The organism is Pseudobutyrivibrio ruminis DSM 9787 (assembly GCF_900218035.1).
Classification (GTDB): Bacteria; Bacillota; Clostridia; order Lachnospirales; family Lachnospiraceae; genus Pseudobutyrivibrio; species Pseudobutyrivibrio ruminis.
Map to the genome: position 1 here is coordinate 87,740 of NZ_OBMR01000002.1, position 20,422 is coordinate 108,161.

A 20,422-nucleotide genomic window follows, 5' to 3' on the forward strand; every position below is an offset into this window, starting at 1 on the left:
TTCAAGCCTCCTTAAAATCTTTATATCTAAAATATTTTATTAGCAACGAAATATCTATTGTCCATAGAGATAAAATAAAAATAATAATATCCAAAATGAGAAATAATATGCCTTTGCTATCATTCAAGTATTTATAATACCCAAGAGTTAGAAAAACCATAATTGGTATAAATGGAATCAAAAATAAAAGATTTAAAGGGTTCCAGAATATTTCAGCTGGATTGTAATCACTATATACTACTATTGTTTTTCCATATTTATTACATATATATTTTTCAGATCCTTTGTATTTTTTCTTTCTAGGACCTTTTTTTTGAGGCATTTTTTTCCAGTTAGCCCCTTCTTTAGCCATTGAGATTATTTTGTCTGCTTGATTTAATCCTTGAATTGACACTTTTTTCTCCTTGTTGAACGATAGTCAAATTTTCTTTTTCGTCAAGACAATGAGACCTATAAGTAAAAAAAACAAGTCCCAAAATGATGTACAGCCCAGGGAAAATAAGCTGCGCAAGTGCTATGCCCCCAACATCAGTAGAAAACTGGGCCCTGTAATTTATAAACTTTAGCTCCACCCATGCATAAAAGACAGTCACTGCAACCGTGCAAAGAGAGTAGATCCATCTCTTACGCAAAAGGACCATCATAATAATGCAAAAAGCAGGAATCAGTACATATCCCCACCCTTCAATCCGTATGATAATATCTGTAAATACATCTGTCATAAACATCCCCCATCCAAAAATCTCTATACTAAAATGCTTCAGTCCAACTATCTAAGTAGTGTTCACCAGTTTCATCCATATGATGATATTCTACTATTCCATGATTGTCACTGGTATATGGATCATAGCCACCTTTTCCAAAATTTCCGCTAATCATCCTTTTTTAACCAATCCATTGATGCTAGATATTCGTAGAAATTATCATATTCAGGAAATTCCCAGTATCCTTCCACGTAACTTATCAATTGTGAGTCAGCATCATAGTCATTGTTTTGGCATTTACCATAAATATTTAAACTCTGAATATTTGTACCAGCCCAATAATCTCCAGTTTCAACATCAAAGACTAGCGTTTTGTAGTCATTGTTAATATTTGGCAAACAAGGATCTTCTGCATCCATAACAATGAAATGATAGTGTTCTACTCTATTTTCCATCAACTCATCAAGAGTATAATTTACCTGCTCTATTTCATAATATTCACTATATCCTAAAATATTTTCATAAGAGCGAAAAACAGCTTCATAATAATCGTTTCTTTTGTAGCAATCATTTAATGTATATTTCATCTTGTGAGTGGACGAATAAGGAATTATTTGAGAAGAATCATTTCCGTCGCTATTTCCATAAAAAGAGCAACTATTAATGATTGGAATACTATCTGAAAAATCTTCCTTTTTTTCATCACATGCAGTGAACAATGAAACGGATAACATGGTTACAAGTAATATCTTTAATTGTTGCTTCATTATTTATTGTCCTCATATATAAAAGATAGTTGTTTAACTCCCAGATTCTATCTTTTTCATAGTGTCTTCTAAAATTACCTCTCGCAATTCTGTAAGCCAAGAGGAAAACGCTACTGTATCGAATGCGTAGGTCTTGTTGAGTTCAAACTCATTTTCAGACCAAGTATCAAGTGGTGATTCATTATGCTGAATCAAGGCTTCTAGTTTATCTAGTGATTTATAAAGCTTAGCTTCCTTAGTTTCTTGTGCATCCATTTCTTTATAAAGTGCCGCTATGTCTTCAGATAATTCTGCAGGAAGCGTTTTTACCCACTGATTTAATAATGAATCTTCAATTTCTCTATCAGAGTCAGTCTTTACAAAAGTTGGGATATCGCCTGTAAAGCACTCGCCAAGATCATGTATAAGGCACATATCAATTACCTTATTTATATCTATATCTTTAAATTCGTGTCTTAACAAAAAAGCCATAAGCGAAATGCGCCAACTATGTTCAGCTACGCTTTCTGTCCTGCGCTTTGTTGTTGTGCAATGTCTTGGGGTATCTTTTAGCCTTTCCGCAACATGCAATATTTCCAAATACTCTCTAGCATCCATAGTTATCCTCCCATTCGTTGTGCCTGTCCTACAAATTTCGATTTGTTAATGCCTTTATTTTAGTTGATTAGAAAGCTAAATAAAAGTTTTAATTACCATATTTCTCATTTTTGTTTCATATATACATGTTAAAACAATCTGCATATAGAAAAAACACAGAGGTGGAAATTCACTTTTTAGCGAATTTCCACCTCTGATTTATATATGAGAATTATGAAGAGTGAAAATGACTATATTTTTGGTTACAGCATCAAATCCCATTTAGTAATATCCATATATGCTTCTGATGTCGCATGGAATGTAATATCTGTTGCTTGAATAGGTGTATAAAAAGTATTTGAAAGTACTCGTTCACCTTCATTGAGGAAGATTTCTGAACTGTAACGGTCTAATAGAATCCGTAGCTTCAATTTATAAGGGGTTGTTTCAACATCTCTTACATTGAGAATGTCGCAGTCAAATCCACAGTTATTTCTATCAAATCGTAATAATCCACTGTGGGGAAAATACTGTATTATAGTCTCATTTTCATGGTCTTTTGCAAAGGCAATTGTAACCACATCATTGGTTGTTGCCTCTGGCATTTGTAAGCAAATATCCATATCAAGAATTCGCCCATTAATACCATCTAATTGCATAGGCTCCTTGAATGTCACACCTTGATAAGATACTCGATTATCACGATACTTTTCTAATTCCTTAACAGGCTTCTGCAAAAGCCTTCCATCTTTAATAGATAGCTCTCTTGGTATTGACATAGTTCCAAAGAACTTATTGTCATGGGGTTGATTTCTACTTGATTCCCAAGATTGCATCCAGCCTATAAGTATTCTTCTGCCATCAGGTGTCTCCACCGTTTGAGGAGCATAAAAATCAAGCCCCTGATCAACGCTTTGAACGCGCTCACGTTCAAATTTGTGTTTCTTTTTATTGTAACTACCTAAAAGACAAATAGAATTATTTCCATTATGAAATTCTAATTTCTGAGCTCGCATTTCCTGAGGTGAAACTAACAAAACCTGTGTATCATCCAACGAAAAGAAATCTGGGCATTCCCACATTTTTCCATATTTATTATCACTACGATCCAAGGTTGTTACATATTCCCATTGCTTCACATCAGGACTTTGAAATAATAAGATGGCTCCACTGCCATCCTCTGTTCTATTTCCCACGACCAAATAATATAATTGATCGTCCTTGTCGTACCAGATTCTAGGATCTCTAAAATCCGCTCTGCTACCACCCTCTGGGAGCAACGAACCATCTATAACAGGATTATTTTCAAGCTTTATATAGTCAATACCATCTCCCACAGCTAAGCACTGTGTCTGGGTAAATTCTTTTGTTTGAGGATCCTCAACTACGCCTGTGTACATCAATGCATGAGTTCCGTCAGCTAACTCTACAGCACTACCAGACCAACAACCAAAATCGTCATACTCTTGATCTGGCGCCAATGCGGCTGGCAAATATTCCCATTTAATAAAGTCTTCTGTGCAAGCATGCCCCCAATGCATTGGTCCCCAGCTAGTATCATATGGATAATACTGATAAAATAAATGGTACTTTCCCTTATAATAGGAGAATCCATTAGGATCATTCATCCATCCAACTCTAGGAGTAAGGTGAAAGGCTGCTCTGTCATTTACATTGACTTTAGCCTCTTCCTGTAGTTCATACTCTCGTGCCTTAATTAATGATTTACTATTCATAAAAACTCCATTATCGTTTTTATAAATTTGCCTAAATCAGATTAGTTAATAGCTGTTGATTGATCACGATGTAAACTAACAGATAAATGTACATCACTACTGTCAATAGTTTTACCGTTTATTAAATCCATCATAATATTCACTGATTGCTTGGCCAAATCACCAATAGGCTGACATACAGTAGTCAATCCAGGGCTAGCCAATCTACTAATTTTTGTTCCATCGTAACCTACTACTTTTAGCTTTCCTGGAATATCAATTCCCAGCTCATGAGCTCTTTTCATAGCAGACATCACCGTGAAATCCGTTCCAAATATGCCATCTACATCAGGATATTTTTCGAAGAATTCATATGCATTTCTGTCTGCTGTTGCTTCAGATAAATCATTCATATCTGTAATAATTTCCTGATAACCAAGTCCGTGTTCACGTATTATTTTTTCGAATACGTCGTGTCTTAATGACGCTGGTGAATCCACGTTTGAGGAGCCACGAAACTGTAGTACATTTTTACAGCCAGCCTGTATTAATTCCATCGCCGCAAGGCGTCCACCTTCCTTATGATCTACTGACACGCATGGTATACCGCGACCAAATGTATGATCTAAAGCAACAATAGGACGATTGATATTAAAATATTCTTCATTAGTAACAGAGTGAGTACCGCAGATTATACCATCAACCATATTGCGTTTTAACATATCAAAGTACTGTAGCTCATAGCTTTCCTCTGACCATGTATTGCAAATCATAGCTTTATAATTATGTGCGAGCAGCTCTACTACCAGTTTATCAACGAATTCTGCAAAAAAAGGATGAGAAATCTGAGGGATGATAACTGCAACTATACCTGTTCTTTTATAATATAAATTTCTAGCAATCTCATTTGGGGTGTAATTAAGTTCACGGATAGCCTCCATAACCTTTTGCTTTGTTTCCTCTTTTACATACCCATTTTCACTAAGTACACGAGATACAGTTGCTACACCTACTCCAGCTTTTTGCGCAACATCTCTAATTGTCGCCATAATTTCTTACCCTTTCATGTGGATATTTTAGTTTAAGATATCTGTTTTTGGGCAAATTTTCAAGTTAATTTATTGCTTTTATTATATTTATTTTTTATCCTTTTATACCCGAAGATGCTATACCTTCAACGTAGTATTTCTGCATAAATATGAACATAACTATCATAGGAATTGCAGATAATACCAGTGATGCCATGATAGCACTATAATGTACAGGCTGTGTTCCAAAAAATGACTGAACTGCAAGCTGTATAGTGCGATTTTCCTTACCTGTCATTATCAAGAATGGCCACATGAAATCATTCCAATGAGCAACAAAATCCAAAATAAATACTGTAGCATATACCGTTTTTGATATAGGCATTACAATGCTAAAGAAAGTTCTGATTGGTGAACTACCGTCAATTGAAGCTGCTTCCAATAAATCATCAGGAATATCCTTGAAAAAGTTGTAAAACATATATATTGAAAAGCATTTTGCAATTGATGGAACTACCAATGCTGGCAGTGAATTTACCCAACCTAGCTGTGACATTTCAATGTACATTGGAAGCAAAATTGCCTCCATTGGCATTACCATTAATGCAACTACAAAGCTAAGAATTAGCTTTCTTCCTTTGAAACGAAATTTTGCCAATGCATATCCGCATATTGAATTGATTAATAAATCAAATACTAAAATAAGCAAAATATATGTGATAGTGTTCTCAAACACGTTCATCAAATCAACTCGTCTGAAAACCTCAATAAAGTTATCAAAGCTTGCATCTTCAGGAACAAAAGTCTGTATTGAATTCATGTTAGCAAATATTTTTGCTTCTGGTTTTAACGATGCTGAAATCATCCAAATCAAAGGAGAAACAAAGATAATTCCAATTATTGTATTACCAGCATAGAATAGAATTTTCTGAAGTGCTTTCTGTGCTTTTAAAGATTTCATAAGCTACTCCTTTCATTCTTCTGATGTTATTTTTTGCATAATTAACGACATTGCCACAACAATCACAAAGAATACAGCTGCAACTGAACAGGCATATCCAAAATTTCCTTTTTGAAATCCCTGGGTGTAGATGTAATACACCATGGTTTTTGTGGAATTTCTTGGACCGCCCTGTGTCATTACATATGGCTGTGTGAATAGCTTCATCGCCTGAATCATAGTAATCATAATGACATACTTAATTGTTCCTTTAAGATTTGGTATTGTGACAAACCAAAACTGTTGCCAAGGTGTTGCACCATCAACTGAGGCAGCTTCGTATTGATCTCTTGGAATGCCCTGCAATCCTGCAAGAAAAATCATCATCTGGTAGCCTGCTCCTTGCCATGCAGACATAAAGATGATTGAATTCATCGCTGTTCTCTCATTGGTCAAAAAGTTAATTGGTTCAAGACCAAGATTTACTAATAACGCATTAATTAATCCAGTATTAGGATTAGAGTTGTATAAAACAGTCCAAAGAACAGCAATTACAACCATAGATGTCAACTGTGGACTGAAATACATAGTTCTAAATATTGCTACACCTTTAAATTTTTTAGATACTAGCATTGCCAATATCAATGCTAATGCACATTGGACTGGCACAACTACAATAGTGAAATAAAAAGTATTTTTTAATGAAATCCAGAAGTCAGAATCAGTAATCAATTTGTGATAGTTTTCAAAACCAATGAATGTTATATCGTTTGGTCTCATAACTTGATACTGGAATACTGAATAGTACACTGTATATATAATCGGTACAACTAAAAACGCTATCAGTAATGCTACTGCAGGCAATGAAAAAACATATCCAGCAATTCGTTCATCCCGTTTTCTTCCAGACATTTGCTCTGTTTTTGCCATCGGTATTGCTCCTATTTTTAGAATTCCTTTACTGTTAAGCCACTAACTATGCTATATAAAAGTCGCACCATAATTGATGCGACTTTTAATATAGTATCATCAAGCCTTACTAATTAATTTGCGTAGTAAGTGTTATAATCTTCAGCAAAACTGTCTGCTACAGAATCTAACTGTTCTTTAATGTATGATTCATCAACAGCTTTTGTCGAAGCAGCCTCTGAGAAGATATTTGACATTGCTTCTGCATAATCTGTTGAGAAAGTTGCATATGATGGAGTTCTTGGACGAGGAGCAGCTGAATTCTGAAGCTGTTCTACGAATAAAGCTCTTGGTCCTTCTGCATAAGAAGCCATACATTCCTCATCATAAGCTGATGCTCTAGTTGCAGGCTTAGCAATTGCATCTGCATATGAAGCAACATTTTCTGTATTCATTAACCATTTAAGGAACTCACCTGTAGCCTCTACATTCTCGCAATCCTTTGAAATAGCTGCTGACCAGTCTCCACATGGAGAAACAGCCTTATGAGTATCATCAGCAACTGGATAATATGTTACGCCCCAATCGAAAGTTGCATTAGCCTCAAGTGTAGCTACATCCCATGAACCACCTAACTCAGTAGCGCATGCGCCATTTAAGAATTCATCTGTAATAGGATCTACATTTGCATAACCCTTTGCAATTAGGTCTGCAAGAAATGCAGTTGTCTTTACAGATTCGTCACTATTTACATAGCCATCTGCTGTAGTTCCATCATCTGAAATATAGTCCTTACCTTCTGAAATATACATTGGCTCAAGAGCATAAGGAATACCCTCGCCGTGGTCCATAATAATATGTGTTCCTACATAACTATCTGTTGTACATTTCTCAGCAATTTCTGCCATTTCTGACCATGTTATTGGATTATCAATTGTTCTTGAATCCAAGTCATCAGTATCAACACCACATTCCTTTAACAAATCCTTGTTGTAGTAGAATGCTACACCAGACTGTGTTGCTGATATTGCATATAATTCACCATCATATGTACATTGAGCCTGTGTTGCAGGATCAAAATCATCAATACTATCACTAAAATAATCGGTGATTGGAACAATAAGTCCATTAGCTGCATAGTATGAAACCTGTGGTCCGTCTACAAAGAATATTGAAGGAAGGCTATTTGATGTTACAGCTGTTGCGATTTTATTATCATATGCATATGAATCTGAACGATCAATTGCCTCACGAGCTGCCTTCATGTCTGGATGAGCTGTGTTCCATTCGTCAATCTTTTCTGCCCACCAATTCTCAATAGATTCTTTATCACTTGGTGACCAAATAGTAATTACGGCATCGTCCATATCACCTTGTGTTGCGCCTTCAGTACCTGTGCTGGCATCTCCACTTGTAGATTGTGAAGATCCGCACGCCATAAGAGATGAAGCCATCATAATGGCAAGACCTGAGCAAAGAATTTTTCTTTTCATTTTTTCTCCTCCTAGTGTAAAAACATATATGGAACCCGTTCCATATCCCCTCAATAAAAAACGCAGCCCGGTCCTGCGTCATTATAATATTATATGGAACCCGTTCCATATCTTCTATGCTTATAAAATACACCAATCCATTATTGTATGTCAAATATTTTCACTTAAGGTTTTGCTCAAATACTACACAAAAAAATACTCCCCATTTTATGCATTATTCTCTCATAAATGGGGAGTACACATAACCGATAAAAAAGATGTCGTTTAGAACATTGTTTTTTGTCATTGGTATTTCTTCAATTTCTTTAATGTCTATGTTTGCGTAAATAATATTGCTGCCAAATTAAAGCTCCAACAATAAATATAATCGAAAGAATCTGAATAAGTGTCATAGTAAACACCTCCTCTTCTATCTCTATATTTATTATATCGCTAAAAGTTAGTTGTGTCTAACCTTATTTAATAAATGTCATTTTTTCAAGGATATCTCGCTAACATCTTGGTGAGGATTAACCTTTGCAAGGCCTATACGTACTACTTGAGCGTTTAGCTCCTTAAAATCGCTCATGCACATTATAGCTTTAGCCATTTGATCTTTATTTAAGGTTTTAGCTAGTGTAATGTGAGGCAACCATGATAGCGGTTTATAGTAGTTACTTATAGTTGTTTCCGGAATATCAGCAAAAGCTTCGCATATATCCTGCTGAAGATTAAACAAGTACTGGTTTAAATATGGCGCTGCATATATTACCTTCGGCATAAACTGGCCTACAGATATTATTGATATATCACCGCCATGTAATTTGTTATTAAGGTTTTCAAAAGTAGGCACCAGTATATCTATGCTTCTAGCTTCTATTGCGGTTAGCGTCATATGTGGCGGCACATTATTATCTAGCATAAAACTATTACCTGATGCCTCTGCTATTTTGCAAATATATTCCTGAAGCTTTTCAGTTGTATTTTTATCAAAATATGCTGATATTAAATACATTTACACCTCTTACATGATTATCTGATTTATGATTCTCAATTTGCTTTAGAGATTATCCTATTTCTCGTCTTCTAATGTCTGCTCTGACACTATTGTATATTCTTTGCCATCTATCTCCACATCAACAATATGTTCGGCTTTCCAATCTGTCCATTCTACAGTAAAGCATGTATTACTAGTCCATTCAATGTCGTAATCGGCCCCATAAGTACTATGAATACCATCGAGTTCTATTGCTTTTTTTGCTGGCTTTTTCTCTTCTACTGAATATTTTTTTACATCTTCAGCAAATTCGATGCAAAGGAAACTCTCACCGGAATCCATTGCTCCGGCAGAGTTATTGATACTTTCAACCTGATACGACCCGTCAGGTGATACAAAAACTTCATTAACTCTTCTTGTGTCGCCTTGTAAAAATGTGAGCATTAATATAAAACATATAAATAATAATGGTATAGTGAGAATAATCGCAATTATTATACCGATTATACTCAATACGTTGTTGAGAATATTTTTAGTCATCATATACCTCATTTATCATTAATTGTCTTTATTTTAGTTGTTTTTAGGAATTATTTAAAGCGTAAATTACCATATTTTTGAGAGATGTATATTAAAAAACACTTATGATTGAAAATTTCTAATCAACCATAAGTGTTTTGATTTGTACTATATGCTTACCTTATCGGCTCCTATTTATTCATATTATATCATACGTGATGCATCATCTTGAAATGAGAAACTGTATCATGTTGCTTTAATGTAGCTCTTATAAATAATCCAAGGAAAACAGCGGCTGCAATTATTCCTATTGGATAAGCTATTTTTGTAGATAGATGTAAGCACTCTGGCGCACAGAAGAAATATGTGACAGAAACTGCTGACATAAATGTTGCAGGAACTGCTGTGAACCAGTAATTCTTTGCATTTTTATATAGATACATTGATGCGGTCCAAAGAGCTATCATTGCAAGTGTCTGATTTGACCAGCTGAAATATCTCCAGATTACACCATAGTTTAATTGGCTAATCAGTGCACCAGCTGCAAGAAGTGGAACGCAAATATACAGACGGCTAAGGTATGGCTTCTGGTCAATCTTGAACCAGTCAGCGATTACAAGTCGTGCAGATCTGAAAGCTGTATCACCAGATGTAATAGGACATGCTATAACACCTAGCATTGCTAATACGATACCGAAACCACCCATTGTTTTTGTACAAATATCATATACACATGTTGCCTGGCCATTTGCAAGCATTGCTGTTAAACCAGTTGTAAGACCTCCTGTCGTTGCATAAATTGCACTACCTGCTGCTGCCCAGATAAGAGCGATGATACCTTCACTAACCATAGCACCGTAGAATACCATATGGCTTTCTTTTTCTGAAGAACAGCAACGAGCCATTAGTGGTGACTGAGTTGCATGGAAACCTGAAATAGCACCACAAGCAACAGAAACAAACATCATTGGCCAGATTGGTGTGTTATCTGGATGTAAGTTTGCTAAATGAATCTCAGGAATTGTGTAACCGTGTGTAAAAATACCTATGGCTACACCAAAAGCCATAACGATAAGGCATATACCAAATACTGGATAAAACTTTCCGATGATTTTATCGATTGGAATAAATGTGGCAATGAAATAATAAATTAAGATTATTGCCAACCAAAAATACGTGTTCGTCAGAAGACCTGAACCACCCTGATTTCCAATTAATAAAGAAATCAAACCAGCAGGACCAACTGCAAATACTGTACCTACCATTACAAGAAGTACGACGCTGAATATGCGCATAACAGTCTTCATTACATTTCCAAGGTATAAGCCTGTAAGCTCTGATACGCTGGCCCCATCGTGACGCATGCTCATAAATCCTACAGAAAAATCATGAACACCACCAGCTAAAATGGTACCTAGTGTAATCCAAAGAAAAACTGATGTGCCCCACTGCGCTCCTGCTAATGCACCATAAATTGGACCAAGTCCTGCAATATTAAGAAGTTGGATTAAAAATAGCTTCCATTTTGGCATTACAACGAAATCGACGCCGTCATTGATTCTCACGGCTGGCGTTTGTCTATCATCTGGTCCGTAGAGTTTTTCTATTACCCTTCCGTAGACAAAGTACCCTCCTATAAGTACTGCCAGACAAATAATAAAACTAATCATATACATTCACCCCCGTTACATTTATTTTGTCCTATAAGGACATCTCTTAACTTGGAGTATAGTATCTAATTTTACCTACAACAACGGGTTCGGACTGAAATGCTAAAAACAGGTACTGATTTACATGCCATAATAGTCCTTAATTTCGTGGATTATCTTTCTGCTGATTGGAATAATTGTATGATTATCATCCTTCATACAAAGTGCATATCCGTTATTGGCATCTGGTTGTAAGGAATCACCTTTTGTAAGATTTGCAATATAGCTTCTATGAATTCTTACAAATGAGTTGTCGTCAGATGCTAGTTTCTTCTCCCATTCAATTAGTGGCTCATTGCTATAATAAGCCTGGTTTTTACAATATATTTTTGCTCCTTTATGAATGGCCTCGATGTAATAGATATTATCAGCCTCTACAAGCTCTGTGTGATCTCCTGCCTGCAATCCAAAAGGGCCAATCTTTTGCTTGGCTTTTGTCTTTTCAAGTAAATCGTTGTTTATTGTTTCAAGCCTTTCATTATCTGCTTGAAGCATTTGTCTCATATATACATCTTTAAAAATAGAAAAGAATAATAGCATACCTATGGAATTAATTATTACCATTGGTATTGTTAACGTCTTTACGATTTCTATTGCTATGGAAAATGGTTTCACGAATACTAAAAGATTTATCATATGAAACCCTTCCGCAGCAGCTGTAATTACAAGTAGCGTGGTCCATTTTAATGTATAATTCTTCTTTTTAAGAATCTGATATATGACAGCTGACAGTATTCCTTCTAAAAATGTAGAATATGCGCAAGCAAATGTGGTTAATCCATGTGGGTCAAATAGAAAACGATGAATTGCGCCTATCGTTCCTGCTGTAATGCCAACTATTGGTCCACAAAGTAGCCCGCCAGCTAATACTCCCAATACTCTTGTATTTGGGATGGCACCTTGGACGACACCTCCAGTGCAGGTTGAAAATATGCAAAATCCACCAAAAATTCCGCCCAGCACAAACCGTCCTAGCTTGGCGTGACCGCTATCCTGACATAAAATATGGTCAATATATGGAATTTTTGTCAAAGCTAGAGCAATTAAAGCCAACAGCCCTATATTTATAACCATGTCATAACATAATTCCATAAGCCGTCTCCTTTTACATATTTTATTTTACGTCCCAGCGCCACAAGTTGCAATAGGTGTGAAAAAAGGACCTATTCTATGAATAGGTCCTAAAGTATTATCTTGGTGGTTGAGGGTGTGCAGCTCTTTGTCCCTCAATTGCAAATGTCATATCATTTTTGTGCATTTATTTCTTCTGAAGAATTTTCAAATGGTATATCTTCTTTAATCTTGTGTTCGGGTATTTTACCTTTAACCTGCAGTGTATAATCAATCTTTCTTGCAATCCATCCGATAAATACAACTGCAATTAATAGAACAAGTAAACCAATTAAATAAATTAGAGCTACATTCATAACTTATCCTCCTTGCGATTAAATCATAAACCTTTAACAAACTCCTGTACAGCTTCAACAGCTTGATCAAGATGGTAATCATAGCAATGAGTATCACCAGGTATAAGCTTCAATGTGCAATTAGCGAATTTCTTCGATGCTTCAATTCCATATTCTACAGGAACTGCTTCATCGGCATCGCCATGTACAATTAGAACTGGGCCGGTATACTTTTTAATTGCTGCATCCAAATCAATGGACTGAGCAACTCTTATATAATTGCCGCTAAGCTCTCTTCCATCCCATGACTGAAGCATATCTGGGATGTTTTCAGGATCGAAAGGCTGCCCCAATAATTCGCCTTTTTTTGCTCCTTCTATTATAACATAGGCTGGAGAAAGTGGAATTAAAGCCTTAATTACATCTCTTTCCATTGCTGCAGCAAGTGTAACTGCAAGACCACCCTGTGAGTGGCCACACATATACATTTCTGTAACAAAATCAAGAGTTTTAGCGTAATCTACAACTGTAAGAATGTTATTAAGCCATTTATAGAGATTGTGATTCTTGAATTCACCGTCGCTGTTGCCGTGGCCATATAAATCTACTCTTAAAGTGGCAACTCCTATTTCATTTAATCCCTTAGATACTGCAAGGATGTGGTCCTCCTCGATGTGTCCTGTGAATCCATGAAATACTAAACATAGTGGACATTTAGCAGCCCCATTTGTAGGCATATCAAGCTTTGCATTTAGCTTAATGCCGTCATCAGTAATAAACATTATTGTCCCCCTTTATATTTTAATAAAAAAAACTCCGAAACCATTTTAAATGATTGCGGAGCATATTTACAGTATTTTATGAAAGTATTTGAGATATTGCTTCCTGGTATTCTTCCTCTTCCTTTTTAACAATATCCTGATAACAGAGGGCTTTCTCGTGACTGAGAATTTCTGAACCAACCCATTTCAGATGAGCTGCTGCTTTATCAGTCTTTAATACTATTTGATAGTAACATCCTCCCTGAAGAAGTAGCTCAAGAGCTTCTTTTTTGGAAAGAAAGCCACTAGTTATAATGCCAAAGGTATTGTACAAAGTATCGTTTGCAATAGGTCCCTTTATAACGTCGTATTCAGATAAATAGTCATCCTTGGCGGCGCGGTTGTTGAAAATATAGTCGGCCCACTCTGAGCTACGACTGAATTCCTTAATATGCAGTCCGTCTAATTCCATTTCGTATTTATTAATTATGATGTCATATCCTGCCTTTTCACGAGCCCAACGTCCTGCAAAGTCTGAATCATCAGAGGTATAGAAACCCTGACCAAAATCGGCGTTTTTGCGACCGTAATGAATGTCTGGATTTTTGATTTCTTCGTAGGATGTATGGAAAAGTTGTAACTTCATATCATATACCTGTACTTCAAATGCAGATTAATACTCAGGATCCTTTTCTGGATTATTTACATATACTCCAAATTCTTCCATGGTAGAAATAATTGTATTTCTAACGATATCTGCAACCTCATAGGTCTTCATATCTTTGTAGGTTTCATAATAAATAGGCTCACCAAATATTACTTTTGTGGTAACTGGACCAGGCTTAAAGCTATTAAAAGCAAGGTAAGAATCGATAAGTGTAACAGGAATGATAGGCACCTGAGCCTTCATTGCACATTTGAAACTGCCTGGCTTGAAACGCTGGACAATATTACCGTTGCTGGCGTATCCACCTTCGGAGAAGAGAATGAAGCGTTTTCCTTCCTTTACTTCCTCTTCTATTTGAGCCATGATGCGAATGTTTTGACGTACGTCATCCAATGCTAGGCGCTTGGCTCCAAGCAAATCAACCATCTCACGAACAAGAAAACCGTATGATTTGGCTTTGTCCATAACGAAGGTACAAGGATTGTGATGCGCATACATGATTCCAAGAGCGTCATATTTGCCCTGATGGTTTGGATACATCACGTATCCGCCCTCTTCAGGAAGATTTTCTGTGCCATATACCTCTGTGGTGATTCTGGCAGATTTCTTAAGATAACGTATAAGTCGGAGTGCATATGCGTATCTTGTTTTCTCTGGGTATTTTTCTTTATGTTTTATCATTTTACGCATAGTAGGAACAATTTCAGGTCCACGCTTTGCGTTAAACAGAATTGCTATAAAAAAACGAATCATAATAACTCCCTATCCATATTCTCTATATATGATAGTACCATAAATGGGGGAGCCCTGTGAATACTTACTACAACATATCGTATGAAGAGTATTCGATAACGAGATAATTCCCAGCTGTAATATCATCGTCCAGAAGATGATTCATGGATTTGATATTACTGATGAAATCCTGTTTGTCAGTATAATCTGGGCCCATGAACTGATCTGCTATAGACCACAAAGTATCTCCAGGCTGGATTTCGTAGCTAGTGTAATAGGTGTAAACCTGACGATTTGTTTCAGCTGCTGCTCTATTTGAAAAGAAGATAAAGCCAAATAATAAAGAAGCAATGATAGCTGCTAATAACATGATTTTTCTATTTCTAACGATACGTTCTGACTTGTTATATACCTTCATAATATCAAACCCTCCAAAATAAATGTTCGGAACCTTTGTTCTGGTATCAATATAAATCCGAACGTTCGTTTTGTCAATACTTTTTTCGAACAAAATTTCGGAAAATGTGTTTGCAAAAGTATGTTCTTTGTGCTATTGTAAAATTAATAAAAAAGAAAGGAGCCTTTCCTATGGCATACGGAAAAATTTCTGCAAAACAGCGCGAAATCCTTGAAGTTATTAAAAAAGAAATTTTAAATAAAGGTTATCCTCCTACTGTTAGAGAGCTTTGTGATGCATGTAATCTTAAATCTACATCATCTGTTCACTCTCATTTGGAGACTCTTGAAAAGAACGGATATATCAAGCGTGACCCATCAAAGCCACGTGCTATTGAAATCGTTGATGATAATTTTAATATTGTTCGTCGTGAGGTAGTCAATGTTCCTGTAGTTGGAAATGTTGCTGCTGGTCAGCCACTTCTTGCAGTTCAGAACATCGATGAATACTTCCCTATTCCAGCTGAGCACATGCCTAATCAGCAGGCTTTCATGCTTCGTGTCAAGGGTGAGTCAATGATTAATGCTGGTATTCTTGATGGAGACACTATTATTGTTATGCAGCAAGACACTGCTAAAAATGGTGATATGGTAGTTGCTCTCGTAGATGACAGTGCTACTGTTAAGACATTCTATAAAGAGGATGGACACATTCGTTTACAGCCTGAAAATGACACTATGGATCCTATCATTGTTCCAGACTGTCAAATCCTTGGTAAAGTATTCGGTGTTTTCCGTTTCTTCTAATGTTAGCTATGAAAAAAGCCAATCCTTTCGGATTGGCTTTTATTAATTCTATAAGTCTGCAGCATCAATAAGGATGCCATCTTTCCAAATTCTTTCCAAATCGTAGAATAATCTATCTTCCTCAGAGAATAAGTGAACAATTACATCTTCGTAGTCCATAAGTACCCATGTGCTTTGTCTGTTACCCTCGATAGATTTAGCGTGAATTCCGTTTTCGTAAAGAATTCTATCTACTTCGTCCTGCATTGCATTCATCTGACTCTGGTTTGATGCAGAAGCAACGATGAAATAATCAGCCATGATACTTACATTTGAAATATCGATAGCTTTAACATCGATAGCTTTCTTATCGTCAAGTGCTTTGCAAACGAGTTTTGCCATTTCTCTTGAATCCATATTGTACCTCTCTTCTATTTATTAAGTAATTTACGATAATAATTAAACGTATCTATTGTGGTTGGATCTACCATATCAGGATTGCTATTAAGATAGTTAACAGAATCCTCAAGAATCATATATACACATAAATCTAAATCACTATATGCCACTGAGCGGATAATATCAAGTCGAGGTTGTTTATCACGACCAGGTTCAATATAATCTGCTAAAAATATGATTTTATCTAATAAACTCATATTTGGACATCCAGTAGTGTGAACTTCAATCGCATGAGCGATTTGTTTGTCCTTTACGTTATACTTTTCCTTGGCGTAATAGGCTCCAACCTTGCCGTGAAGTAAGTGAGGATATTTATACTCTATATCAGTGATAGGAATATTGTTTTTCTCACATACGCTGATACGTTTTTCATCTGAGATGCATTTTGCGCAGTCGTGAAGCATACCAGCAACCATAGCGTTTACAGCAGGATAATTCCATCTTATTGCTAAGCTGTATGCTGTTTGAGCTACTCCTATGGTGTGAACATATCTACTTACTTTTAACTCCTTTTTCATTTCATCATCAAGACGCATAACGTCTTCCATGGTGTATGAATCTTGAGTGTATAGATTATGCTCAATTATGTAATTAAAGACTGCTTCAGGCATCTGATTTTTAATATCTGGATTTATTCTGATTTTGTCTCTTATTGATGATGATGCAATATCGTTTGCAATATAATCAATTAAGAAAAAATCACCATCAAAGATATTTTTGCATTCATGGATAGATTGCTCTATTTTATCCATATCATCCCCGGCTCTAGGTGCTGCAAGCACATTGCAATACTGGGAAATGATTTCAGGCTTAACCCAATTTTTGAAATTGATAAGGCTATCGCTACCCATAATAAAGAATAATTCATCATCAGGGTGCTCTTGATGTAATTCTGTAAATGTAATATAAGAATAACTTTTTCCAGCTCTATATATTTCTCTGTCGTCTATTTCTAGCCCGTCGATGCCTTCGATAGCAAGGCGCACCATATCGTATCTGCATAAATCAGCAACTGTCTCACTAGTATCCTTGTGAGGCGGCGTGCCTGAAATAAGGAAATAGACAATATCTAAGTCAAACTGCCTTTTAGCAGCCTGCGCAATTTCTATATGAGTGTTATGAATCGGATTAAATGTACCACCATAAATGCCAATTCTCATGATGTCTCCTTTACTGTGGAAGCTTAATAACAGGCTTTTTAGCAGCTCTGTAAAGCACGATCTTGCGACCGATAACACGAACAACTTCTGCACGTGTACGCTCAGCTAATACTTGAGCGATTTCCTTAGGATCATCAAAACAATTCTTTAATACATTTATCTTTATAAGCTCTCTAGCCTCTAAAGCTTCATCAACAGCATTTGTATATTCTGGTGTAAGTGAAGCCTTGCCGATTTGTAAAATAGGACTCATATCGGCTGCTAAAGATGATAAATAAGCTCTCTGTTTATTTGTCATTTCTATACCTCTTTATTTGTAGTAATCAAATACTAGACCATACATACGAACTGTATCGCCTTCCTGAATACCCTTTTCCTCAAGCTCCTTCAAGATGCCTTGCTCTTTGAGGAAGTTTTGGAAGAATAAGAATCCCTTCTCAGACTCAAGGTTAGTGTATCCAAGCATTTTTTCAATACGTGGTCCTTCAACAACGTAATCGCCTTCATCGTTAATTTCTACTGTGTAAGGCTCATCATTGAATGCTCTGATTGTAGGATCAAACTCCTGCTCATAAACGATTGGAGCATCATCACATGTATCAAGAAGTCTTACAACCTCGTATAAAAGCTCTTTAATGCCCTGACCGCTAACTGCAGAAATAGCAAATACTTTGATGCCCTTAGGCTCAAATTCTGCTTTTAATTCTTCAAGAACCTGATTAGATTCCTCTCCGATCACATCCATTTTGTTGGCTGCGATAACCTGTGGCTTTTTAAGAAGAGCTGAATCGTATGCTTCAAGCTCAGCTGAGATAGTTTTAATATCCTCAACAGGATTTCGGCCTTCTACTGAAGCGCCATCAACCATATGAATGATAACTTTTGTTCGTTCGATGTGACGAAGGAATTCGTGACCTAGTCCGATTCCTTCAGATGCACCTTCGATAAGGCCTGGAATATCAGCAATAACGAAACCATTTATATCATCAACATCTACAACACCAAGATTTGGGCTAAGTGTTGTAAAATGATAATTTCCAATTTTAGGGTCTGCATTTGTTACACGTGATAAAAATGTTGATTTACCAACGTTTGGATAACCTACAAGACCTACATCAGCTATAACCTTGAGCTCAAGGATAACCTCTAATTCAATTGCATCTACACCTGGCTTTGCATACTTAGGTGCCTGCATTGTAGAAGTTGCAAAATGCTGATTTCCAAGTCCGCCTTTACCACCAGGAAGAACGATTTGACGCTTGTTATCGCCAGACATATCTGCAATAACCTTTCCTGATTCGGCATCTTTGATAACTGTTCCTTCTGGAACCTTTAGGATTAAATCCTCTCCATTTTTGCCGTGACAATTGTCTTTGCCACCCTCCTGACCTGGAGCTGCAGCAAATTTTCTACGATGTCTATAATCTGTAAGTGTGTTAAGGCCTGGATCTACTTCGAAAATTACATCTCCACCTTTACCACCGTCGCCACCATTTGGACCACCGTTTGGTACATATTTTTCGCGACGGAAACTAACGTGACCATCGCCACCCTTACCTGATTTTATAATAATCTTTGCTCTATCAGCAAATGCCATAAAAATCTCCTTATACTGAAATGAAAAACGACCCGACTTTACGTAACACGTATAGTCGGGTCAAATAATTACTGCTCTACAGGATAGACAGAAGCCTGCTTCTTGTCTCTTCCCTTTCTCTCGAAACGAAGTACTCCATCAACTAAAGCAAAAAGTGTATCGTCTCCACCGAGACCTACATTATTGCCTGGAAGAATCTTTGTACCGCGCTGTCTATAAAGAATGTTGCCAGCCTTAACGAACTGACCATCTGCTCTTTTAGCACCTAATCTCTTAGACTCAGAATCTCTACCGTTCTTTGTAGAGCCTACACCCTTTTTATGAGCGAAGAACTGAAGGTTCATCTGTAGCATGTCTTACACCTCCTTAATTTCTAGTGAAATATACTCATCACCGTATTGTTTTTGAATCTCGCCCAAACCAAGCAACATAGAGTCAATCAAAAGCTGAGCTCTATCAGATAGCTTTTCTGAAAAAGACATAACTAAATGTCCTCCATCTTCAGCTGCTTCAACACTAAAAGCATCATCAGTAAAACGCTCAATGCTGTTAAATGTGTTAATAGCTAGTACTGAAACTGCAGCACAAACAATGTTTTGTCCTGCTTCCTCGGAACCGGCATGACCGTCCAAAGAAATCTGTTTAATATCTGCTGCTTGCTTGGAAATAATCACGGAAACCATAATTAACCGTTAATCTTTTCAATCTTAACCTGTGTGAAAGCCTGTCTGTGGCCATTCTTCTTGTGGTAACCTGTTTTTCTCTTGTACTTGTAAACGATTACCTTCTTACCTCTGCCTTCTTTAACAACAGAAGCCTCTACTGTTGCGCCCTTAACTGTAGGGTCACCAACCTTGAGATCCTTGTCGCTAACAGCAAGAACCTGATCAAAAGTAACCTTCTCACCAGCTTCAACGCCAAGCTTTTCAATGGTAATGATATCGCCTTCAGAAACTTTGTACTGCTTACCACCTGTTGCAATAATTGCGTACATGGTTGCTCCTCCTTTTTATCATTACTCGCCAGTTTCGGTGGTGCTTCGGAATGAAACACACTTCAAAAACCACACTGAGCGGCATACTCAAGTATAATAGCACAGCAATTGGCTATCGTCAATAATTT

The 20,422-nt window shown here is 36.6% G+C and carries 27 protein-coding genes; 1 reads left to right on the forward strand and 26 read right to left on the reverse strand.

What is annotated here, in order from left to right; genetic code table 11:
* Position 1: 1 nt before the first annotated feature.
* The 19 genes from CRN97_RS00425 to CRN97_RS00510 all read right to left on the reverse strand — a co-directional run bounded on the left by CRN97_RS00425 (position 2) and on the right by CRN97_RS00510 (position 15,320).
* Positions 2 to 394 (reverse strand): hypothetical protein, encoded by a 393-nt coding sequence (locus CRN97_RS00425; RefSeq protein ID WP_097075448.1) that lies wholly within the window; start codon positions 392 to 394, stop codon positions 2 to 4.
* Complete coding sequence (locus CRN97_RS00430; protein WP_097075449.1) at positions 345 to 722, reverse strand: hypothetical protein; 378 nt, start codon at positions 720 to 722, stop codon at positions 345 to 347. The genes CRN97_RS00425 and CRN97_RS00430 overlap by 50 nt, the downstream gene beginning before the upstream one ends.
* Positions 723 to 750: 28 nt before the next feature.
* On the reverse strand, positions 751 to 879 hold the full coding sequence (locus tag CRN97_RS14300; RefSeq protein WP_272867637.1) for a hypothetical protein: 129 nt from the start codon (positions 877 to 879) through the stop codon (positions 751 to 753).
* Positions 872 to 1,471, reverse strand: a complete 600-nt coding sequence (locus tag CRN97_RS00435; protein WP_097075450.1) for a hypothetical protein — start codon at positions 1,469 to 1,471, stop codon at positions 872 to 874. Before CRN97_RS00435 ends, CRN97_RS14300 begins: the two co-directional genes overlap by 8 nt.
* 33 nt (positions 1,472 to 1,504) lie before the next feature.
* On the reverse strand, positions 1,505 to 2,068 hold the full coding sequence (locus CRN97_RS00440; RefSeq protein ID WP_097075451.1) for an HD domain-containing protein: 564 nt from the start codon (positions 2,066 to 2,068) through the stop codon (positions 1,505 to 1,507).
* A gap of 242 nt (positions 2,069 to 2,310) precedes the next feature.
* Positions 2,311 to 3,783 carry a glycoside hydrolase family 32 protein gene (locus CRN97_RS00445; protein WP_097075452.1) on the reverse strand — a complete coding sequence of 491 codons (1,473 nt, stop codon included), beginning with the start codon at positions 3,781 to 3,783 and terminating at the stop codon, positions 2,311 to 2,313.
* A gap of 41 nt (positions 3,784 to 3,824) precedes the next feature.
* Positions 3,825 to 4,811, reverse strand: a complete 987-nt coding sequence (locus CRN97_RS00450) for a LacI family DNA-binding transcriptional regulator (RefSeq protein WP_097075453.1) — start codon at positions 4,809 to 4,811, stop codon at positions 3,825 to 3,827.
* A gap of 94 nt (positions 4,812 to 4,905) precedes the next feature.
* Positions 4,906 to 5,751, reverse strand: a complete 846-nt coding sequence (locus CRN97_RS00455) for a carbohydrate ABC transporter permease (protein WP_097075454.1) — start codon at positions 5,749 to 5,751, stop codon at positions 4,906 to 4,908.
* A gap of 12 nt (positions 5,752 to 5,763) precedes the next feature.
* Complete coding sequence (locus tag CRN97_RS00460) at positions 5,764 to 6,660, reverse strand: carbohydrate ABC transporter permease (protein WP_097075455.1); 897 nt, start codon at positions 6,658 to 6,660, stop codon at positions 5,764 to 5,766.
* 113 nt (positions 6,661 to 6,773) lie between these two features.
* Entirely contained in the window at positions 6,774 to 8,132 is a 1,359-nt protein-coding gene (locus CRN97_RS00465) for a sugar ABC transporter substrate-binding protein (protein WP_097075456.1), read from the reverse strand.
* Between the two features lie 469 nt (positions 8,133 to 8,601).
* A complete protein-coding gene (locus CRN97_RS00470) occupies positions 8,602 to 9,126 on the reverse strand; it encodes a 2'-5' RNA ligase family protein (RefSeq protein WP_097075457.1) in 525 nt (174 codons plus the stop codon).
* Between the two features lie 57 nt (positions 9,127 to 9,183).
* Positions 9,184 to 9,552 carry an amidohydrolase gene (locus CRN97_RS00475; RefSeq protein ID WP_143483222.1) on the reverse strand — a complete coding sequence of 123 codons (369 nt, stop codon included), beginning with the start codon at positions 9,550 to 9,552 and terminating at the stop codon, positions 9,184 to 9,186.
* Between the two features lie 284 nt (positions 9,553 to 9,836).
* Positions 9,837 to 11,297, reverse strand: coding sequence for a carbon starvation CstA family protein (locus CRN97_RS00480; protein ID WP_097075459.1), 1,461 nt, complete (start codon positions 11,295 to 11,297; stop codon positions 9,837 to 9,839).
* A gap of 120 nt (positions 11,298 to 11,417) precedes the next feature.
* On the reverse strand, positions 11,418 to 12,428 hold the full coding sequence (locus CRN97_RS00485; protein ID WP_097075460.1) for a LytS/YhcK type 5TM receptor domain-containing protein: 1,011 nt from the start codon (positions 12,426 to 12,428) through the stop codon (positions 11,418 to 11,420).
* A gap of 152 nt (positions 12,429 to 12,580) precedes the next feature.
* Positions 12,581 to 12,763: a hypothetical protein gene (locus CRN97_RS00490; RefSeq protein WP_097075461.1), complete on the reverse strand. Its 183-nt coding sequence runs from the start codon at positions 12,761 to 12,763 to the stop codon at positions 12,581 to 12,583.
* A 23-nt stretch (positions 12,764 to 12,786) separates the two neighbouring features.
* Positions 12,787 to 13,524, reverse strand: coding sequence for an alpha/beta hydrolase (locus tag CRN97_RS00495; RefSeq protein WP_097075462.1), 738 nt, complete (start codon positions 13,522 to 13,524; stop codon positions 12,787 to 12,789).
* A 76-nt stretch (positions 13,525 to 13,600) separates the two neighbouring features.
* The gene (locus CRN97_RS00500) at positions 13,601 to 14,149 is read right to left on the reverse strand and encodes a DUF3990 domain-containing protein (RefSeq protein ID WP_097075463.1); all 549 of its coding nucleotides are present in this window, start codon (positions 14,147 to 14,149) and stop codon (positions 13,601 to 13,603) included.
* A 27-nt stretch (positions 14,150 to 14,176) separates the two neighbouring features.
* Positions 14,177 to 14,923, reverse strand: a complete 747-nt coding sequence (locus tag CRN97_RS00505; protein WP_097075464.1) for a lysophospholipid acyltransferase family protein — start codon at positions 14,921 to 14,923, stop codon at positions 14,177 to 14,179.
* A gap of 67 nt (positions 14,924 to 14,990) precedes the next feature.
* On the reverse strand, positions 14,991 to 15,320 hold the full coding sequence (locus CRN97_RS00510; RefSeq protein ID WP_090393944.1) for a LysM peptidoglycan-binding domain-containing protein: 330 nt from the start codon (positions 15,318 to 15,320) through the stop codon (positions 14,991 to 14,993).
* A 170-nt stretch (positions 15,321 to 15,490) separates the two neighbouring features.
* On the opposite strand from CRN97_RS00510, the gene lexA reads away from it, so the two are divergent.
* Positions 15,491 to 16,105, forward strand: a complete 615-nt coding sequence (lexA, locus tag CRN97_RS00515; protein WP_044934479.1) for a transcriptional repressor LexA — start codon at positions 15,491 to 15,493, stop codon at positions 16,103 to 16,105.
* A gap of 48 nt (positions 16,106 to 16,153) precedes the next feature.
* Here lexA and rsfS read toward each other — a convergent pair whose 3' ends face one another.
* The 7 genes from rsfS to rplU form a co-directional block, all read right to left on the reverse strand.
* Positions 16,154 to 16,501, reverse strand: a complete 348-nt coding sequence (rsfS, locus tag CRN97_RS00520; RefSeq protein ID WP_033154117.1) for a ribosome silencing factor — start codon at positions 16,499 to 16,501, stop codon at positions 16,154 to 16,156.
* A 14-nt stretch (positions 16,502 to 16,515) separates the two neighbouring features.
* Positions 16,516 to 17,703 carry a nicotinate-nucleotide adenylyltransferase gene (gene nadD, locus CRN97_RS00525; RefSeq protein ID WP_097075465.1) on the reverse strand — a complete coding sequence of 396 codons (1,188 nt, stop codon included), beginning with the start codon at positions 17,701 to 17,703 and terminating at the stop codon, positions 16,516 to 16,518.
* A 10-nt stretch (positions 17,704 to 17,713) separates the two neighbouring features.
* On the reverse strand, positions 17,714 to 18,001 hold the full coding sequence (gene yhbY, locus CRN97_RS00530) for a ribosome assembly RNA-binding protein YhbY (RefSeq protein WP_033154118.1): 288 nt from the start codon (positions 17,999 to 18,001) through the stop codon (positions 17,714 to 17,716).
* A 12-nt stretch (positions 18,002 to 18,013) separates the two neighbouring features.
* Complete coding sequence (obgE, locus tag CRN97_RS00535; protein WP_033154119.1) at positions 18,014 to 19,300, reverse strand: GTPase ObgE; 1,287 nt, start codon at positions 19,298 to 19,300, stop codon at positions 18,014 to 18,016.
* A 68-nt stretch (positions 19,301 to 19,368) separates the two neighbouring features.
* Positions 19,369 to 19,653, reverse strand: a complete 285-nt coding sequence (rpmA, locus tag CRN97_RS00540) for a 50S ribosomal protein L27 (RefSeq protein ID WP_015549701.1) — start codon at positions 19,651 to 19,653, stop codon at positions 19,369 to 19,371.
* A gap of 3 nt (positions 19,654 to 19,656) precedes the next feature.
* Positions 19,657 to 19,983, reverse strand: a complete 327-nt coding sequence (locus CRN97_RS00545; RefSeq protein ID WP_033154120.1) for a ribosomal-processing cysteine protease Prp — start codon at positions 19,981 to 19,983, stop codon at positions 19,657 to 19,659.
* Positions 19,984 to 19,985: 2 nt separating this feature from the next.
* Positions 19,986 to 20,294: a 50S ribosomal protein L21 gene (rplU, locus tag CRN97_RS00550; RefSeq protein WP_028236391.1), complete on the reverse strand. Its 309-nt coding sequence runs from the start codon at positions 20,292 to 20,294 to the stop codon at positions 19,986 to 19,988.
* Positions 20,295 to 20,422: the final 128 nt, after the last annotated feature.

Excerpts from the sequence above, each read along its gene's own strand:
- CRN97_RS00430 (WP_097075449.1), bottom strand. The coding sequence starts at position 722 with ATGACAGATGTATTTACAGATATTATCATACGGATTGAAGGGTGGGGA.
- CRN97_RS14300 (WP_272867637.1), bottom strand. The coding sequence starts at position 879 with ATGATTAGCGGAAATTTTGGAAAAGGTGGCTATGATCCATATACCAGT.
- CRN97_RS00435 (WP_097075450.1), bottom strand. The coding sequence starts at position 1,471 with ATGAAGCAACAATTAAAGATATTACTTGTAACCATGTTATCCGTTTCA.
- CRN97_RS00440 (WP_097075451.1), bottom strand. The coding sequence starts at position 2,068 with ATGGATGCTAGAGAGTATTTGGAAATATTGCATGTTGCGGAAAGGCTA.
- CRN97_RS00445 (WP_097075452.1), bottom strand. The coding sequence starts at position 3,783 with ATGAATAGTAAATCATTAATTAAGGCACGAGAGTATGAACTACAGGAA.
- CRN97_RS00450 (WP_097075453.1), bottom strand. The coding sequence starts at position 4,811 with ATGGCGACAATTAGAGATGTTGCGCAAAAAGCTGGAGTAGGTGTAGCA.
- CRN97_RS00455 (WP_097075454.1), bottom strand. The coding sequence starts at position 5,751 with ATGAAATCTTTAAAAGCACAGAAAGCACTTCAGAAAATTCTATTCTAT.
- CRN97_RS00460 (WP_097075455.1), bottom strand. The coding sequence starts at position 6,660 with ATGGCAAAAACAGAGCAAATGTCTGGAAGAAAACGGGATGAACGAATT.
- CRN97_RS00465 (WP_097075456.1), bottom strand. The coding sequence starts at position 8,132 with ATGAAAAGAAAAATTCTTTGCTCAGGTCTTGCCATTATGATGGCTTCA.
- CRN97_RS00470 (WP_097075457.1), bottom strand. The coding sequence starts at position 9,126 with ATGTATTTAATATCAGCATATTTTGATAAAAATACAACTGAAAAGCTT.
- CRN97_RS00475 (WP_143483222.1), bottom strand. The coding sequence starts at position 9,552 with ATGCTCACATTTTTACAAGGCGACACAAGAAGAGTTAATGAAGTTTTT.
- CRN97_RS00480 (WP_097075459.1), bottom strand. The coding sequence starts at position 11,297 with ATGATTAGTTTTATTATTTGTCTGGCAGTACTTATAGGAGGGTACTTT.
- CRN97_RS00485 (WP_097075460.1), bottom strand. The coding sequence starts at position 12,428 with ATGGAATTATGTTATGACATGGTTATAAATATAGGGCTGTTGGCTTTA.
- CRN97_RS00490 (WP_097075461.1), bottom strand. The coding sequence starts at position 12,763 with ATGAATGTAGCTCTAATTTATTTAATTGGTTTACTTGTTCTATTAATT.
- CRN97_RS00495 (WP_097075462.1), bottom strand. The coding sequence starts at position 13,524 with ATGTTTATTACTGATGACGGCATTAAGCTAAATGCAAAGCTTGATATG.
- CRN97_RS00500 (WP_097075463.1), bottom strand. The coding sequence starts at position 14,149 with ATGAAGTTACAACTTTTCCATACATCCTACGAAGAAATCAAAAATCCA.
- CRN97_RS00505 (WP_097075464.1), bottom strand. The coding sequence starts at position 14,923 with ATGATTCGTTTTTTTATAGCAATTCTGTTTAACGCAAAGCGTGGACCT.
- CRN97_RS00510 (WP_090393944.1), bottom strand. The coding sequence starts at position 15,320 with ATGAAGGTATATAACAAGTCAGAACGTATCGTTAGAAATAGAAAAATC.
- lexA (WP_044934479.1), top strand. The coding sequence starts at position 15,491 with ATGGCATACGGAAAAATTTCTGCAAAACAGCGCGAAATCCTTGAAGTT.
- rsfS (WP_033154117.1), bottom strand. The coding sequence starts at position 16,501 with ATGGATTCAAGAGAAATGGCAAAACTCGTTTGCAAAGCACTTGACGAT.
- nadD (WP_097075465.1), bottom strand. The coding sequence starts at position 17,703 with ATGAGAATTGGCATTTATGGTGGTACATTTAATCCGATTCATAACACT.
- yhbY (WP_033154118.1), bottom strand. The coding sequence starts at position 18,001 with ATGACAAATAAACAGAGAGCTTATTTATCATCTTTAGCAGCCGATATG.
- obgE (WP_033154119.1), bottom strand. The coding sequence starts at position 19,300 with ATGGCATTTGCTGATAGAGCAAAGATTATTATAAAATCAGGTAAGGGT.
- rpmA (WP_015549701.1), bottom strand. The coding sequence starts at position 19,653 with ATGCTACAGATGAACCTTCAGTTCTTCGCTCATAAAAAGGGTGTAGGC.
- CRN97_RS00545 (WP_033154120.1), bottom strand. The coding sequence starts at position 19,983 with ATGGTTTCCGTGATTATTTCCAAGCAAGCAGCAGATATTAAACAGATT.
- rplU (WP_028236391.1), bottom strand. The coding sequence starts at position 20,294 with ATGTACGCAATTATTGCAACAGGTGGTAAGCAGTACAAAGTTTCTGAA.